The organism is Citrobacter sp. B72 (assembly GCF_016894305.1).
Classification (GTDB): domain Bacteria; phylum Pseudomonadota; class Gammaproteobacteria; order Enterobacterales; family Enterobacteriaceae; genus Citrobacter; species Citrobacter portucalensis.
Window position 1 is genome coordinate 2,671,640 of the sequence record NZ_CP069801.1, and the last position, 15,981, is coordinate 2,687,620.

16 protein-coding genes are annotated in these 15,981 nt (G+C 47.3%); 9 read left to right on the plus strand and 7 right to left on the minus strand.

Going from position 1 to position 15,981, the window contains the following annotated elements; all coding sequences use genetic code 11:
* Positions 1-115 precede the first annotated feature (115 nt).
* From JQN59_RS12755 to JQN59_RS12785, 7 genes are all read left to right on the plus strand, one after another.
* On the plus strand, positions 116-907 hold the full coding sequence (locus tag JQN59_RS12755) for a PhzF family phenazine biosynthesis protein (RefSeq protein ID WP_048214274.1): 792 nt from the start codon (positions 116-118) through the stop codon (positions 905-907).
* Positions 908-943: 36 nt separating this feature from the next.
* Positions 944-1,252 carry a monooxygenase gene (locus JQN59_RS12760; protein WP_008784658.1) on the plus strand — a complete coding sequence of 103 codons (309 nt, stop codon included), beginning with the start codon at positions 944-946 and terminating at the stop codon, positions 1,250-1,252.
* 245 nt (positions 1,253-1,497) lie between these two features.
* Complete coding sequence (locus JQN59_RS12765) at positions 1,498-1,893, plus strand: RidA family protein (protein WP_003832744.1); 396 nt, start codon at positions 1,498-1,500, stop codon at positions 1,891-1,893.
* A gap of 27 nt (positions 1,894-1,920) precedes the next feature.
* On the plus strand, positions 1,921-2,889 hold the full coding sequence (locus JQN59_RS12770) for a threo-3-hydroxy-L-aspartate ammonia-lyase (protein WP_149607194.1): 969 nt from the start codon (positions 1,921-1,923) through the stop codon (positions 2,887-2,889).
* A gap of 127 nt (positions 2,890-3,016) precedes the next feature.
* Positions 3,017-3,658 (plus strand): helix-turn-helix transcriptional regulator, encoded by a 642-nt coding sequence (locus JQN59_RS12775; protein ID WP_008784655.1) that lies wholly within the window; start codon positions 3,017-3,019, stop codon positions 3,656-3,658.
* Positions 3,659-4,069: 411 nt separating this feature from the next.
* Positions 4,070-4,564, plus strand: coding sequence for a molybdopterin-dependent oxidoreductase (locus JQN59_RS12780; protein ID WP_003832739.1), 495 nt, complete (start codon positions 4,070-4,072; stop codon positions 4,562-4,564).
* A 17-nt stretch (positions 4,565-4,581) separates the two neighbouring features.
* Complete coding sequence (locus tag JQN59_RS12785) at positions 4,582-6,510, plus strand: putative bifunctional diguanylate cyclase/phosphodiesterase (protein WP_048235445.1); 1,929 nt, start codon at positions 4,582-4,584, stop codon at positions 6,508-6,510.
* Positions 6,511-6,522: 12 nt separating this feature from the next.
* Here JQN59_RS12785 and JQN59_RS12790 read toward each other — a convergent pair whose 3' ends face one another.
* From JQN59_RS12790 to JQN59_RS12820, 7 genes are all read right to left on the minus strand, one after another.
* Positions 6,523-7,482, minus strand: coding sequence for a YbgA family protein (locus JQN59_RS12790; protein WP_149607193.1), 960 nt, complete (start codon positions 7,480-7,482; stop codon positions 6,523-6,525).
* 149 nt (positions 7,483-7,631) lie between these two features.
* Positions 7,632-8,582 carry a bifunctional helix-turn-helix transcriptional regulator/GNAT family N-acetyltransferase gene (locus JQN59_RS12795; protein ID WP_149607192.1) on the minus strand — a complete coding sequence of 317 codons (951 nt, stop codon included), beginning with the start codon at positions 8,580-8,582 and terminating at the stop codon, positions 7,632-7,634.
* A 309-nt stretch (positions 8,583-8,891) separates the two neighbouring features.
* On the minus strand, positions 8,892-10,019 hold the full coding sequence (locus JQN59_RS12800) for an alpha/beta fold hydrolase (protein ID WP_204528080.1): 1,128 nt from the start codon (positions 10,017-10,019) through the stop codon (positions 8,892-8,894).
* 387 nt (positions 10,020-10,406) lie between these two features.
* Positions 10,407-11,123, minus strand: coding sequence for an SDR family oxidoreductase (locus JQN59_RS12805; RefSeq protein WP_149607191.1), 717 nt, complete (start codon positions 11,121-11,123; stop codon positions 10,407-10,409).
* Between the two features lie 91 nt (positions 11,124-11,214).
* Positions 11,215-12,249, minus strand: a complete 1,035-nt coding sequence (locus tag JQN59_RS12810) for an NADP-dependent oxidoreductase (protein ID WP_149607190.1) — start codon at positions 12,247-12,249, stop codon at positions 11,215-11,217.
* Between the two features lie 83 nt (positions 12,250-12,332).
* A complete protein-coding gene (locus JQN59_RS12815) occupies positions 12,333-12,935 on the minus strand; it encodes a TetR/AcrR family transcriptional regulator (protein WP_188110079.1) in 603 nt (200 codons plus the stop codon).
* 101 nt (positions 12,936-13,036) lie between these two features.
* Complete coding sequence (locus JQN59_RS12820) at positions 13,037-14,446, minus strand: MATE family efflux transporter (RefSeq protein WP_149607188.1); 1,410 nt, start codon at positions 14,444-14,446, stop codon at positions 13,037-13,039.
* A 219-nt stretch (positions 14,447-14,665) separates the two neighbouring features.
* Here JQN59_RS12820 and dsbA point away from each other — a divergent pair, with 219 nt between their 5' ends.
* Together dsbA and JQN59_RS12830 are read left to right on the plus strand one after the other, a co-directional pair.
* Positions 14,666-15,289: a thiol:disulfide interchange protein DsbA gene (dsbA, locus tag JQN59_RS12825; RefSeq protein WP_149607187.1), complete on the plus strand. Its 624-nt coding sequence runs from the start codon at positions 14,666-14,668 to the stop codon at positions 15,287-15,289.
* Positions 15,290-15,593: 304 nt separating this feature from the next.
* Positions 15,594-15,959, plus strand: a complete 366-nt coding sequence (locus tag JQN59_RS12830; protein WP_149607186.1) for a VOC family protein — start codon at positions 15,594-15,596, stop codon at positions 15,957-15,959.
* Positions 15,960-15,981: the final 22 nt, after the last annotated feature.

A 15,981-nucleotide genomic window follows, 5' to 3' on the forward strand; every position in this document is an offset into this window, starting at 1 on the left:
GAGGTGTGGGAACGGATGATAACGAATTTTCACCACAGTGGCGAATCTGAGCATTGACCCAATGGCTGACATGGTAGAGTGTGATTTATCCTGAGTGCGATGAGAGGGTTACTCTGTGCAACAAATCGATTTTTACATGGTGGATGCCTTTACCACCACGACATTTGGCGGTAATGCCGCAGCTGTCTGTCCGCTCACGGACTGGTTGCCCGATGAAACATTATTAAAGATGGCGCAGCAGCATAACCAGTCAGAAACTGCTTTTTTTGTCGCCAATGAGAATGGCTTTGAGCTGCGTTGGTTTACCACTCAAGGTGAAATCAATCTGTGTGGGCATGCCACGCTTGCCGCTGCGCATGTCATCTTTGAACATCTGGATTACCCGGATACCAAAATCCATTTTGCTACCCGCTTTGTAGGACCGCTGACGGTCACGCGCTGCGGTGAATGGCTGACGCTTGATTTTCCAGCCTGGCAAAGCGAATCTGCCATGCCGCCCGCTTTACTGCTGGAAACATTAGGCATCACCGAATACAAAGAGGTGCGTGTGGCACGCGATTACATGGTAGTGCTGGAAAATCAACAGCAGGTTGAGGCTGTTCGCCCCAACATCCACGCCATGATTCCGCTGGGGAAAATGGTATGCATCACCGCGTCGGGTGACGGGGAATACGATTTTGTCAGCCGTTTCTTCTGCCCGGGTGAAGCCGTCGCGGAAGACCCGGTCACAGGCTCAGCACATAGCATGCTGATCCCTTACTGGGCTGAAAAACTGAATAAAACACAGATGCTGGCACGCCAGGTCTCTGAACGCGGCGGGGATTTACGCTGCCAGTTAGCAGGAACCCGTGTTTATATCAGTGGGCAGGCGATAACTTATCTGACCGGTAAAGTGCTGTTGCGCTAGCAGCCTTACCCAAAATAACCAATCCATGGAGGATTTATGTCGAACAAACTCGTGCAGATACACTTTGATTTTCATGGTCCGTTTGGGGCTGAGATGTCGAATCAGCTCGTTGAACTGGCAGAATCAATCAACCAGGAGCCGGGGTTCATCTGGAAAATCTGGACCGAGAACGAAGCAAATCACGAAGCGGGAGGCATCTACCTGTTCCAGGACGAAGACACCGCTCAGACCTATATCAAAAAGCATACCGCCCGCCTGAAGCACCTGGGTGTGGAGGAAGTAACGTTCAAAATCTTCGATATCAATGAACCGCTAAGTAAAATTAACCACGGTCATATCAGCTAAACTTTTGCCTTAGACGCCCCCTCCCGGGGCGTTTCTTCATTTCCCCCTGCTTTCCCCTTTCAACAGCGATATCCCCGTCACCGCTCCAGGACAGTGATTTAGCCTGTGCCACGTTTGCAGTAGTTCACAAAATCAGCGTTAGCGAAAACTATCGCTGGCCGAACGCACTATGAAGGAGTATAAAATAATACAAATAGTATTATTTTATACAAAATGAATCACAAACGGCGACTGGAGATTCTCATATGACCGCGGACATTACACTGAACTCATCTGCTGGAAGCTTCCCGCCAGCAGGTCATTACTCGCACAGTACAACGGCTGGCGGATTCGTCTTCATTTCCGGGCAATTGCCGGTCACTTTCGACGGCGAGAAAAAAGCGGATGCCTCTTTTGAAGATCAAACCCGGCTGGTACTCAAGAATATTGATGCTTGTCTGGCTGGTGCTGGGGCATCACGTCAGCATCTGGTGTCTGTTCGCGTCTATGTGACGGATATGAACCAGTGGCCGACGTTTAACAAAATCTATGGAGAGTGGATCGGTGATTTCCGTCCATCCCGTGCAGTAGCAGGTGTTGCGGAACTTCATTATGGTTTTGCGCTGGAAGTTGAAGCTATTGCGTTGGCCCCGCAAGCGTGACGTTTAACAACATACAGGTGAACAACAATGACTGAAATGACACTGCCTGATTATTACGATGTTGCCGCTGCGGCAGAGCGCATCGCAGATTATGCTAACAAAACGCCGGTGATGACCTCCCGAACGGTTAACGAAGAATTTGGCGCGGAAGTCTTCTTTAAGTGCGAAAACTTCCAGAGAATGGGCGCCTTCAAATTTCGCGGCGCTATGAATGCGCTACGTCAGTTCACCCCACAACAACGCGCTGCGGGCGTCGTGACATTTTCTTCCGGCAACCATGCACAGGCCATTGCCTTGTCGGCAAAGTTGTTAGGCATTCCAGCAACAATTATCATGCCGCATGATGCCCCGGCGGCCAAAGTTGCGGCGACGAAAGGCTATGGCGGAAAAGTGGTAACTTACGATCGCTATACTGAAGATCGTGAAAAAATTGGTCGGGACCTGGCAGAGAAACAGGGGTTAACGCTGATCCCCCCTTACGACCATCCGCACGTGATCGCAGGCCAGGGCACCGCCACAAAAGAGCTAATTGAAGAAGTGGGTCAGTTAGACGCCCTTTTCGTGTGTCTGGGCGGTGGCGGCCTGCTCTCAGGATCCGCCCTGGCGGCCAGACATCTGTCTCCTGACTGCATCATCTATGGTGTCGAACCTGAGGCGGGTAACGATGGTCAACAGTCGTTTCGTAGCGGCAAAATAGTTCATATCGATACGCCCAAAACCATTGCTGACGGTGCTCAGACTCAACATCTCGGGAACTATACGTTTCAGATTATCAAGCAAAACGTGAACGATATTCTGACTGTTTCAGACGCTGAGTTAATCGCCTCAATGAAATTTATCGCTGAACGCATGAAAATCGTCGTTGAGCCGACCGGGTGTTTGGGTTTTGCTGCCGCCAGAGCGCGTAAAGCTGAGCTTCGCGGCAAGAAAATCGGCATTATCATCAGCGGTGGAAACGTGGATATCAGTCGCTACAGTGAATTTCTGGCCGGATGATAAACAGGGTATCTGCCATGCAGATACCCTACTTTTACTGTCTGTACACTCCCGTCTGGAAAAACGCTCCCAGGTCACTGTAAACTGCTCGCAATCATGGCAACAGACATCACCGCAGGAGACTGGCATGCCAAAAACCGACAATAACTCGCTTCTCAGCCAAATTGATACTATCGCCAGGGGATTGAGTGAGACCTTCTCTCCGTTTTGCGAAGTGGTGGTTCATGACCTCAAAAATCCAGAACATGCCATTTTATCCATCCATAATAATCTTTCCGGACGTCAACCTGGCCAGCCAGCAACCGAGCTTGGCCTGGCGAGAATCGCATCACCTGACTTTCCCAGCATCATTGCGAACTACAGTAATCAGTTTGCCGATGGCCGTCCGGTGAAAAGTACCTCCATTGGCATCAAGGACGAAGACGGCAAATACGTAGCGGCACTTTGCCTGAATGTCGATATGACGCTGTTCCGTGGTATGCAGAGTGCTCTTGCGCGTTTTACTGAAACTGAAAATTCCCCCATTAAGGAACATATCGATCCCGGCAGTAATGAAGTCATCCGCCAGCGTATTGATGACTTTGCCGCTAAACGCGCGACGACGGCCCGAGCCCTTAAACCTCAAGACCGTAAGCTGCTGATTCAACAATTACGCCAGGACGGTTTGCTGAACGTACGCAAATCTATGGATACGGTTGCACAGCATCTGGGCGTATCGAGGGCCACCGCCTATCTGTATGCCCGCCAGTCAGCTCAGGCGGGTGAATAAACGGGTTCAGATAGACCGCACTTGCCACGTAGAGAATTTCTGTCCTTGATTACCGACACGAAGCGCTCCCGCTCCACTAAAGGCGGCTTCGTGCCCGATATAGTTACCCACCAGTAAACAACCAAATCCAGCTGCAGTGAAAAAAATAAACCTTTATTTTCGTGCGTATTTATTGGCACTGAGTAAATAGATGATTTATTTTTGTACATACATAGTGAAATTTAGCTTTACTCAAATAACACACTAGCATTTTTAATGCACCACAGCAGAACAGGTAACAACTAACTAACTGATTTAAAAGAGTTAAAAAGCCATTAAAGTTATTACACCAATAATACCCATGCAATATATATAAATAGCGTGATATCTAAATTATAATTCTTTAACATCCGGCTGATTGGTGAGGTAAGAATGCGATTAATGGTCATGTTGGTAAGCTTTGTACTCTCCACCCAGCTATGGGCAGGTGAACTTTCCAGGCCCACCGGTAAAGTGCTTTTAACGCTGTCGGGTAATATTGAAAATACAAATGCAGACGGGAAAGCCGTTTTTGATACCGCCAGCCTTGAGAAGCTGGGCATGGTCAGTTTCCAGACCACCTCCCCCTGGTATAATGGGCGCACTACCTTTACGGGTATTCCGCTACAAAAGCTCATGGATTATGTCGGGGCGAACGGCTCTGTTGTTAAGGTCACTGCGCTCAATGACTACACCACCGTTATCCCTCTTAGTGATTTCAAAAAATACAATGCTATCCTTGCGTTAAAAATCAACGGAAAATATATGCGCATCCGTGACAAAGGCCCGTTATTCATTGTGTACCCCTATGACAGCATGCCAGAACTGAATAATCAGATATATTATTCAAGGTCTGCATGGCAGGTCAGTAGTATGGATATTGAGTAAGCGTTCAGAGGAACATCATGAACAGAATACTGGCTGGCATCATCTTTTTTCTTTTTATATCTACCGGGTATATCTCTTTCCTCGTGCATGAACGGCAACAAGAGTTACAGAAACTGACTCACTACACCGATTCCTGGTCTGCTGCTCAGCTGGTATCACAATATTACCGATTTGAATCGTTGCTTGGTCTTTACACTATCGATGATACGATGAATCTCGATGATGTACGCATGCGCCTCGACATTATGCTTAGCCAGAGTGATTTGATAAAAGAAGGTGACCTGGGGCGCTACATCGAAAGCAATATAGCCCACCGCGAGCTGGCGGTAAAACTTGAAAATACCCTTAGTTTTCTGGATGTTAATCTAGAAAAAATGAACCGTTCAGCACTCCAGGCTTATCTGAAAAAAATGCATACTCTGGATGCGCCACTGGGTCGTCTTTCATCTGGTGCGTTAAACAAAGATGTTAACTCGATCAATAACGCCAACCAAAAAATTCAGACGCTGTACTATATTTATTCTGCAACCTCTGTGCTGCTGATAATACTGAGTGCGATTCTGGGCGTGCTCATTTTCTATCAAAACAGAAATATTCTGCGGGCGCACCTGCAGGTCAAGAGTCTTGCCGAAGAACTGCAGAAATCTAAAGAAAAACTGCAAATTCAGAATGCTAAACTGGAATATGACGTCTACCATGACTCTCTTACCGAGATGAATAACCGTCAGCTATTCTGGAGCGATTTAAATAAAACAATTGAGAGAGCAGAAAAAAATCACGATTCTGTGACTGTGATGTTGTTTGATTTAGATCGATTCAAAGAAGTAAATGATACGTATGGTCATGATGCCGGTGATATGTTGCTACGCCAGATATCTGACCGACTGGTTTCGATGAGTCTTACTTCGGATACGCTGTATCGCCTGGGTGGAGATGAATTTGCGTTTCTCTCAAGTGGCCTGACAGAAAGCCACGCCGTTTCGCGCGCCCAGAAAATATGTGAATTTATCAGCCAGCCCTACACTATTTATAACACGATTATCAACATAACCACCTGTGTTGGCATTGTTATCTCAGACACTGAACGTCGTTCCGACTATCTTTATAAATTTGCCGATCTGGCCCTTTATGAAGCCAAAGGTGAAGGCTCTGGTAAGATAAAAGTCTTCCGACAACGAATGTTAGAAAAGCTACAAGAAAGCAGAACGCTTGAGCATGATATGGCATTGGCAATAGTGAACAAAGAATTCGTGGTTTATTATCAGCCCATTGTTGACTCCTTCAGCCAGGAAATTTATAGCTATGAAGCCCTAATTCGTTGGCTCCATCCTCTAAAGGGCCTCCTGTCGCCGGATAACTTTATTCCTGTTGCTGAAAAAACCGGAATGATTAATGAGATGGGGAAAGCTGTGCTTGAAATTGCCTGCCGGGAAGCGGCTTGTTGGGCGGTTCCGGCTAAAATTTCAGTGAATGTCTCTCCTGTCCAGCTAAGCAGCAAAGCCTTTGTCGGTATCGTACTGTCTATTCTGAAAGAAACTGGACTCCCAGCCGATCGTCTTGAACTGGAAGTAACAGAATCCTCTCTCTTCACTGAGAGTACGACGCCGATGAACACACTTAACAAACTCAGAGCCATGGGTGTAAAAATCTCCATCGATGATTTTGGCACCGGATATTCTTCCCTTTCGCGCCTGAGCAGGCTTGCCTTCGATAAAATTAAAATAGACAAGTCGTTTGTCCATTCAATATCCACACAGGAAGATGCGCTTAATATCATCAAACTGATCACCGGCATGGCGAAATCCCTCAATATGAAGGCTGTTGCTGAAGGTGTTGAAACGCAGGAACAACTAAAAAGCCTTCAGGCGCTGGGCTGCGATTTCGCCCAAGGATATCTGTTTGGTAAACCTCAGCCTTGTATCGATGAGAAAATCAGAAACGGTTGAATCGCTCTCAGACTATTTGATCATCAACCGTAGCGCTAAATCATTCGGATAAGGATCAAAATAGTTCTGGGTAAGCAGATAGCTGTCTGGGTATTCAGCCAGATAGTGCTTGAGTAGCGTCAGAGGCGCCAATATTGGCAGCAGCCCACCGCTATAGTTGAGGATAACGTCACGTAACTCTCCGCGCTGGCGGGAGTTCAACCGTTCGCGGAAGTAGCCCTGGATATGCATCAGTACGTTGGTGTGATTTTTTCGTGAGGCGGGCTTTTTGAGGATCGTCATGAGCTTTTCACGATAGACAACGAAAAAAGCGTCCAAATCATCCCACTGGTGAAGCGAGGCAACGAATGGGCCGATTTCCCGGTAACCGGCCTGGTGATGAGCCAGAAGCTGGAGCTTATAGCGACTGTGAAAGTTGAGTAAGCCATGGCGAGTAAGACCATTGGCCCGCAGCCTGTTAAGCTCATGCAATGCGAACACGCGTTCGACAAAGTTCTCCCTCAGCACTGGATCGTGCAAGCGGCCATCTTCTTCGACTGGCAACCACGGGTAGGTTTCCATTAACGCGCCAGTAAACAGACCAGTCCCTTCTTTTCGCCCACGATTTCCCTTCTCGTCATACAGTCTCACTCTTTCCATACCGCAACTCGGTGATTTAGCACAGACGATAAAACCCGAGAGGCCACCAAGTCCCTGAAGATATGAGTTGGTGAAATCGGACATTTTATCGGTTACATCCTCACCAGGCGAATGGCTAAAACAGATGCGGACATTCCCTTGGGCGGTTTGAACCAGACGCAACGCGGGACGTGGTACAGGCAAACCGATGGACATCTCTGGGCAGACAGGTTTGAAAGTCACCCACTGAGCCAGCTCGTCCATTACAAACCCCATCCGTTTATGCCCACCGTCGAATCGCACGGCTGAACCAGTTAAACATCCACTAATCCCGATGACAGGCTGAGTGTTCATAGCGACCCCCTCGTTAATTGACGACCCTTTTCGGGAAAAAAATGACGGTTTCACTATTAAATCATAGCGTACGTTATCTGCTGTGAGTTCAACTGATAGATGCAAGTATTCAAAAATATCCTGGCCGCCAGGGTAAGTGGTTAGCGGTTTTAAGATGACTTTCGAGTGAACTGTTGCTCAGTAATAGTATTCCCCCATTGATCGCCTTCCCATTCTTTCGATAATTCAAATCCAAATGATTCGTACAATCGTCTTGCAGCAGTAAGTTTATTAAATGTCCACAATTGTACCGATGAGAATCTCTGCTCATCACAAAATCTCATCGCTTCTCCAACAAGCCTTCTACCCAATCCGCTGCCACGACACCCATCTTCAAGGATGAACCAGCGCAGATGCGCCTCATTATTCCCAAGGTCCTCACCGTCAATTGCAACTGAGCCGACTATGCGTTCATTCACCATTGCCAGCCAGATCTGATTACATGGCTTGTCCAGACGGTCAGAAAAATCAGCAAGACCTGCGGCAACCTTCCCTTCAAAAAAACTGCCGAAGTTATGTTCTCTGGCGTAATAGCTACCATGCATTTCAGTAATACGACCTATCATACCGGGATGATAACCCGTTACTATTTTGAAACTGTTACACACTTTGCCTTCAATTCTTTCACGACAGGCTTTCAACGCGCTGGCATAGGAAGAAAGACCTTGTAATACAGTTTGTTGTGTAAACGGATCGAGCTTACCAAGTGCCGCTCCGACACGTTGGTCAGCATAAGTATTGATGTTATGTACGGTCTCCATGCCCTTCCCGGTAAGGCTTAATCGTTTTGTCCTCGCATCTTCAGTAGAAGGACTTTCTTTAAGCTCTCCGGCTTCGACAAGTTTAGCGAGCATGCGGCTAACGCTGGATTTCTCTAGCCCCAAGACCTGGACCAGTTGAGCGGCTGTCAATGATCCATGAGTTTCAATTTCAAGCATGGCGTGAACTGCTGAAGGAGGATAGTCAGTTGCAGCCAGGTTTTGGTTCATGAACCCCAGCTCTCGCACCATTAAGCGTGATGCCGCACGTATGTTTTGTATATTACTTAGTTCAGAAATCATGAGCATTATCCTGCAACAATAGTTGTACCATGCAACCATTGATGTAAGGATTTTGTCAATCTCTTATTCTTTATCCGCTTCGTGCCAGGAGCGGAAGCTGTGGTGCCAGAGGTCCTCTAAACATTGATGGTTCATTTTGCAGGGATACTTACATTCCGATTGTCTCTCATCATGAGGATCGGAAAACCGATCCTCATCTGATCTACATTGCACCAGAGCCTGGCTGTCGACGAGCATCGCCCAGCACATTGGTATTGCGAATCACCGACGCTCCATGATTTGAAGTGCCCTCGCAGTGCGAGAAGCGGTTCAATTTTCGGAGCGATTCAATTTTTGCTGAACCTTTGTAAAGTATTCTGTGAGAGCCTGGTTGACCTCCTGACTGTGTTCCTGCTGTATCCAATGACTGCCATGTGGAATGATGACTTGTGTCACTTGTGGAACTAAATTCGGAAGAGCAGCCAGGCTGGCCTCACCATTCGGATTGGCGATGACGGGATCGTCACTGCCCGCGATAAACAGGGCTGGCTGTTGAATTTTTGCAGATTCCAGCGGGGCGCTGTCATACCAGTTTTGGTCGATGTTCCGATACCAATTGAATGCACCTCGAAAACCCGTCTTACGAAATTCATTCGTAATGTACTCTAAGTCTTTCTCCGACAGCCATTTAGGGAGTTCGTCGGGTACAGACTGGAAAGTAAGAAAACCATCACCTTTGTTCATCAGGAACGGCCGCCCCGAAGGGTCCGCTTTACCATGAGAGAAGAGGCGAATAAAGGTGCCGCGCGTATCCCGTTCGAATTCTGCTTCAGCGACACCTTCTTTTTGGAAGTAAGTCCAATAATGCATTTTATTGCCAGGGATGTTTCGAAGCATTTCAAGGGGCGGCATCGGCGCACGCGCCGTGAATGGGACACTAAGTGCAGCGATGGCAGGGAACATGTCCGGTCGTAATTGAGCTGCCAGCCACGTAGCGCTAGCGCCAAAATCATGGCCGACGAGGTATGCTTGCTCTTCGTTGTTGGCGTGCACCAGGCCAACTAAATCACCGACAATCCGCATCAAAGAATAACTCTTCGTATCCTTGGGAGCCTCCGTTTGCCCGTAACCTCTCATGTCTGGGACGACCACATGAAATCCAGCTTTTACCAGTGCAGGGATCTGATACCGCCATGAATACCATGACTCTGGCCATCCGTGGACGAGCACCACTAGAGGACCTTCTCCGGCTTCAACGTAATGCATGTTTATTCCGTTTATTTTCTTTATATGGTGTTTCAGGCGCAGGTCAATGTTGCCATTTCTCAGGGATGTAATCTGGCCAGTTTCCTCGGCTCCAGCTCGCGGTGCTGTCGGTGCAGAAGCCGCAAATGCAGAAGCCGCAAGTACAGAAGCCGCAACCGCGGTCAGTAAAAAAGTGCGGAGGTGGATGGTCATTGATATGCCTCTTTATTAAGTGCGTGAAGTGATAGGAAAACTGATTCCTGGCAGATGAAGCCACGACTCCACCAATCCTCCCGGCGGCCATCATAGTCATCAGCATCCATACCGGAAACCAAGTGCCACGCCAATTCAATTGTTCACGTGTATTAGGTATTTGCGCTGCAAAGACACTTTCAGCCTGACAGCACTATTCCCGGATGGTTGTATTTTTATTTCAGTATAAACAATAGGATTACTACGTTCTGCTCCAGATAACTATAATCTGCATGGCAGTATAAAAGCCATTATTAGAGTGGCAATATAGATGCAGCCATGCAGATCTAATTGAATTAGACTAATCTGGTCTCTGATTTAGCGTAATGGTAATGCTAAAAAATATTTTCAAAATGTAGAGAAGTGATGTTCCAGTCCTTTTGGATTACTCGCCCAGAAACCAGACGCCTGCTGTGAAATAGGATCAGGATAAATATCTTCGAGGTCGTTAATCAGTCCTTTAATAATCTCTTCTGCGGCACTATTTGCTGAGGTTTTTTCAAGCTGGAGTTCGGAAGACATTCGGGTGTCAACCGGACCTGGGTAAATACCCACTACTTTGATATTCTTTGTTTTCAGAAGGCCCCTGGCGGCCTGTGTTGCTGAGTGCATTGCCGCTTTAGATGCCGAATAACCTGCTGTAAATGACATAGGTGCCAGCGCCAGTATGCTCAGTACGTTGGCAATAACACCTCCACCATTTTTCTCCATCGCAGGAATAAAAGCCTGCATGACTCTCATGGTACCAAAGTAGTTAACGTCCATGTCCGAAGATAATTCTTCCTGAGTGGCAGTTGCAGCATTATTAGAAAGCATTGCACCGGCGTTATTCACTAAAATATCAATTGCGCCAATTTGTTCAACGGCTGCGGAAACATCTTCGGCTTTGGTAATATCAAGCTTGATAAAAAAAACTCTGTCATCACCGAAATCCGGTAAATTACTCAGTTCCCGGGTGCCAGCATAAATTTTCCCTGCACCATTCAAGATGAGAGCATTAACAAGCTCTGCACCAATACCACGATTGGCGCCTGTTACTAAAATTGTTTTACCCTGAATATTCATTTTATTACCTGTCTGTTTGCAAATTAAACATGAGTGAAGCGTCTATTTGGGAATAGACATACCTATGGTCAGGTATGTCGCTCTTTTACAATTAAAGTGGTTTAGCGACTTCAATGACTAACTTACCGAAGTTCTTACCTTCAAGCAGACCAATCAGGTGCTGTGGTGCGTTTTCTAATCCAGTTTCCATTTGCTCGCGATATTTGACTTTACCTTCTGCTACCCATTGGCTCATGTCAGTTGCAAACTCGTTGTAACGGTGGCTGTAGTCTTCAAAGATAATGAACCCCTGTACTTTCAGGCGTTTTACCAGGATTTGAACCATTAGCTGAGAAAGACGATCCGGACCTTCAGGAAGAGACGTCGCGTTATACAGAGAGATCAAACCACATACAGGAATTCGGGCGGCAGTATTCAGTAAAGGCATAACCGCATCAAACACTTTGCCACCGACGTTTTCATAGTAAACATCAATGCCGTCTGGACATGCTGCTGCAAGTTGTTCAGCAAAGTCATCCGCTTTGTGGTTAATACACGCATCCATACCTAACACGTCTACCGCGTAGCGACATTTTTCTTCACCGCCAGCAATGCCGACAACGCGACAGCCTTTGATTTTGCCAATCTGTCCAACAGTGCTACCCACTGGTCCGGTCGCCGAAGCAACCACGACAGTTTCTCCCGCTTTTGGTTGACCAATATCCAGCAAGCCCATATACGCCGTAAATCCTGGCATACCCAGAACACCGAGTGCCCATGAAGGATTTGCAGGGTTGTCACCAAGCTTCAAAAGGCCTTCACCACTGGATATGGAATACTTTTGCCAGCCTGTTGTGTACGCAAGCACCCATTCACCCACTTTGAAGTCAGGATTGTTTGATACTTCGATTTGACAAACAGTCCCGCCCACCATGACCTCGTTGAGGGCAACGGATTCTGCGTAAGACTCCGCATCGCTCATACGGCCGCGCATGTAAGGGTCAAGCGACAAATAGATAGTACGCAGCAGGACTTCGCCTTCTGTTGGCTCCGGCTTAGTAACAGTTTCTAAGCGGAAGTTTTCAGCTGTTGGCGCGCCGACGGGGCGTGAAGCCAGAACGATACGTTGGTTTGTTGAGTCGATCACTGGACTTTCCTTTTATTGTTTAACAAATAGACCGGTCGTCTAGTCGTGATTTAAAATGCTATCGAAATAGCATATGAATTCTGTTACCTGCCCTCCTGTATGGGCATTTTTTCTGCAAGCATTAATGCGTTTGCTTTACCATCGATAAGGAGTTGATCCGACACCTCTTTATCAGGAATTATGCGGGCCAGTTGCAATGTTCCAAGCATGACAGCCCAGATAGCTCCGGCAACGCGCATACGAGTTGCCGGATCGGCGTCTGTGGAAAGACAGTCTGAAATACGTGCAATAATCCTGGTTATCTTGTCAGACATCATGTCACGAGTGTCTTCCGGCCGAGTCCTCAGCTCAGACGCTAGCGCCGCGATTACGCATCCAAACTCTGGCGAGTCGCGATGTTCGGGTGTGAGGTACCTGTCCAGTATCTGTTTAATACTGAGGTTTTCATCGCTGTTTGGATCGCCAAATGCTGCACAAAATGTTTCATCCGCCGCGAGACACACCGCTTCTTTGATCAGCTCTTCTTTTGACTTAAAGTGGCTATAAAAGCCGCCCACCGTAAGTTCGGCATCGGCCATAAGGGTTGCAACCCCTACCTTTTCGATACCTTCCGCGCGAAACCTTTTTGACGCAGCTTCGACGATTTTTTTATGCGTTTCTTCTTTACGGTCTTTGGAATATCTCATGCTACGTTCCTCATCCTGCATTATCTGAATAGCATTATGGCGATAATGCTATTCAGGGCAAAGAATACGATCTATAACTTTATCTGGTAACCAACAACCGCTTAAGACCGGACCGTCCTGAGCGCGGACGAGTTCTGCTTATTGTATTTGGGCCACATCGCCCCCGAGCGGTCGATCACGACACTCATAAGAGCGGCTATCACCATAGATCCCATGACGATAATAAACAGTCCGGCCTGACCCACATTGAAGTACTCGACTGCAATCCATCCGCCACCGGCTGCGAGGATTAAACGAACGGTTCCGACCAGGAACATTTTCCACATATAACCGCTGCCCTGCGCAGCAAACCCGAGTGCAAACAAAATGCCGTTGGCTGCGTAGAAGGGAGCAACAATTTGCAGGTACAGCTCGCCAGTAACCAGAACGCTTTCATCATGCGTGAACAGGCGAAGCCAGACGCCAAGAAATACTGCGACAAACAGGCCGACAACCTCGGTGAATACCACACTGACAGCAACACCGACCCAGGCAATACGTTTCGCTCTGTCTATCTGACGGGCACCTACGTTAATTCCGACCATCGTCACAATGGCCGTACCGATCCCGAACAGTACGGGGATCAGAACATAGTCGAGACGGGATGCTGTACCAAAACCACCTATTGCATTGACACCAAACACGCCCACAGCGCCGGTGACCAGTAAAACCATTACATTGAGCTGAATAGTCCCCAGTGCAGCAAGCAGACCTACATTGAGAATTTCGCGGAAAAGAGGCCAGTGTAAGCTTACAAACATCATCCGGATACCAGCACGCCCACTGGACATGTAACGCAGCATAGCTATTGCCGCGACCCAGTAAAAAATATTAATTGCAATGCCAGCCCCTGCTAACCCGAAGCCCTCAATCGGCCCAAGGCCAAAAATCAGTAAAGGTGAAAGCGGGATCAGCACCAGGGCGCCTATCAGCGTGACGGTCGCAGGTACTTTAACATTGCCAATACCGCGTAATACGGCAGAAAGGAGATTGACGATCCAGATCGGCACAGATGCAAGAAATACATAGACAGAATATTCATGTGCAGCACTGAGTGCCTCGCCAGACCCGCCCATAGCCGCATAAATATGTTCGCCCAGACCGATAAAGAAAGCTGTAAAGGCAAGACCAAAGACAATAGCTACCACAACCGCATGCAGGATGAGTGCATTAACATCATCATGTTTCCCGGCACCCGTTGCTCGAGCTACAGCTGAGGCCACACCGCCACCAATGCCACCGGCAGCCATCATGGTCATCAGCATCCATACCGGGAAAACAAGTGCGACGCCAATCAGCGCTGGTGTTCCTAAAAACGATACGTAATACGTTTCAGCTACGCTGACTAACGTTTGCGCAATCAAAACGAGGATCGTAGGAACAGCGAGCTGCATCATTGGGCTAAAGACTGGCCCGTTAAGAATCGCTTCCTGCCGGGCTAGTTTGGCCGCCTCGCGACTGTCAGGTTTCATTTAAATCTCCAGAGTGTTTGAGCAGGCAGAAGACCTTGGGCTGGGCATAGTTTGCACCAGCGGGCTCTTTTATATTATGATCATAATACTATGAGATTCAAAAAAGAAAGCTCTTTATGAAACGCCATCGTTTCCTGGTGCTGAAATGATCTCTAAGTTACCGAAATTACGCGAAAAAAAATTTTCTTATCACTGAGTACAGTACGGGAGTTATGGATCATGAAGATTTTATTAGCAGCTTTTGCCTGCATTTTTCTCACAACCGCCGTTAATGCAGCGCAGTTTAATGAAGGGAAACAGTACATTTCTTTGAGCAAAACGGTACCTGATGCACCCGAAGTCATGGAGTTTTTTTCGTTCAACTGTCCGCATTGCTATCAGTTTGAACAGGTCATTCACGTCTCAGACAAAGTCGCTGAAAAACTACCGGCAAACGCGAAGATCGTTAAGTATCACGTCGAATTTCTTCCGCCATTAGGCAAAGAGCTGACTCAGGCCTGGGCAGTAGCAATCGCGTTAGGCGTTGAAGACAAAATCACTACCCCTATGTTCGAGTCGGTGCAAAAGAAACTCAGCATCAAGAATATTGATGATATCCGTAGCGTTTTTATTGATGCCGGTATCAAAGCAGAAGACTTTGATGGTGCGTGGAACAGCTTTGCTGTGAAAGCCTTAGTGGCTAAGCAGGAGAAAGCGGCCATGGATGTTGAACTTAGAGGGGTTCCGGCGATGTTCGTCAAAGGAAAATATCAGCTGAATCCGCAGGGGATGGACACAAGCTCGCTTGATATTTTTGTTCATCAGTACGCGGCGACAGTTAGCTATCTAATTGAAAATAAATAACCTCAACCTTTCAACAATGAAACCTGGCGGCAGTAATGACGCCAGGAACGATCTACTCAATTCCTTAAATCCATTCTTGTTGTAAGAGTAAAAAATTAACAAAACTGATGTGCCATTCCTAATGAATATTTAGGCGGGATACAAACCAGGCAATCAAAGAATCCAATTAAAACAGCAAAGGCAGGTACTGTAGATATATAGATCTCTAAATTGATGTTCATCACATTGACAGGTTCTTACGTGAATGCGACTTCAATCTCTTTATATACTCTTTATGTGTTCATATCTTCATGAGGAATAAAGAATGTTCGATCATGTGAAAATCGGTGTAAGTGATTACGAAAAAAGTAAAATTTTCTTTCTCAACGCGCTTCAGCCGCTTGGCGTAGAACTCATCGATGAAGGCACACCAAGCTACGGTGTTGAAATGGGCTCCGAGAATGTTTCACTTTGTCTGTTCCACACGAATGACAAGCCGGCTCCTCTGCATCTGGCGTTTGTCGCAAAAACCCGGCAGCAAGTTGATGAATTTTACAATGCTGCTTTGCGCACGGGAGCCCAGGATAACGGAGTACCTGGCTTACGTTCCTATAGCGAAAACTACTATGCCGCATTTGTCATTGCACCTGATGGCCATAATATTGAGGCGGTCTGCCATGCGCCGGACTGATTAAGGTGCAGTTTGGATATCG

Excerpts from the sequence above, each read along its gene's own strand:
- JQN59_RS12820 (WP_149607188.1), bottom strand. The coding sequence starts at position 14,446 with ATGAAACCTGACAGTCGCGAGGCGGCCAAACTAGCCCGGCAGGAAGCG.
- JQN59_RS12760 (WP_008784658.1), top strand. The coding sequence starts at position 944 with ATGTCGAACAAACTCGTGCAGATACACTTTGATTTTCATGGTCCGTTT.
- JQN59_RS12780 (WP_003832739.1), top strand. The coding sequence starts at position 4,070 with ATGCGATTAATGGTCATGTTGGTAAGCTTTGTACTCTCCACCCAGCTA.
- JQN59_RS12800 (WP_204528080.1), bottom strand. The coding sequence starts at position 10,019 with ATGACCATCCACCTCCGCACTTTTTTACTGACCGCGGTTGCGGCTTCT.
- JQN59_RS12765 (WP_003832744.1), top strand. The coding sequence starts at position 1,498 with ATGACCGCGGACATTACACTGAACTCATCTGCTGGAAGCTTCCCGCCA.
- JQN59_RS12815 (WP_188110079.1), bottom strand. The coding sequence starts at position 12,935 with ATGAGATATTCCAAAGACCGTAAAGAAGAAACGCATAAAAAAATCGTC.
- JQN59_RS12795 (WP_149607192.1), bottom strand. The coding sequence starts at position 8,582 with ATGATTTCTGAACTAAGTAATATACAAAACATACGTGCGGCATCACGC.
- JQN59_RS12805 (WP_149607191.1), bottom strand. The coding sequence starts at position 11,123 with ATGAATATTCAGGGTAAAACAATTTTAGTAACAGGCGCCAATCGTGGT.
- JQN59_RS12830 (WP_149607186.1), top strand. The coding sequence starts at position 15,594 with ATGTTCGATCATGTGAAAATCGGTGTAAGTGATTACGAAAAAAGTAAA.
- JQN59_RS12790 (WP_149607193.1), bottom strand. The coding sequence starts at position 7,482 with ATGAACACTCAGCCTGTCATCGGGATTAGTGGATGTTTAACTGGTTCA.
- JQN59_RS12775 (WP_008784655.1), top strand. The coding sequence starts at position 3,017 with ATGCCAAAAACCGACAATAACTCGCTTCTCAGCCAAATTGATACTATC.
- JQN59_RS12770 (WP_149607194.1), top strand. The coding sequence starts at position 1,921 with ATGACTGAAATGACACTGCCTGATTATTACGATGTTGCCGCTGCGGCA.
- dsbA (WP_149607187.1), top strand. The coding sequence starts at position 14,666 with ATGAAGATTTTATTAGCAGCTTTTGCCTGCATTTTTCTCACAACCGCC.
- JQN59_RS12785 (WP_048235445.1), top strand. The coding sequence starts at position 4,582 with ATGAACAGAATACTGGCTGGCATCATCTTTTTTCTTTTTATATCTACC.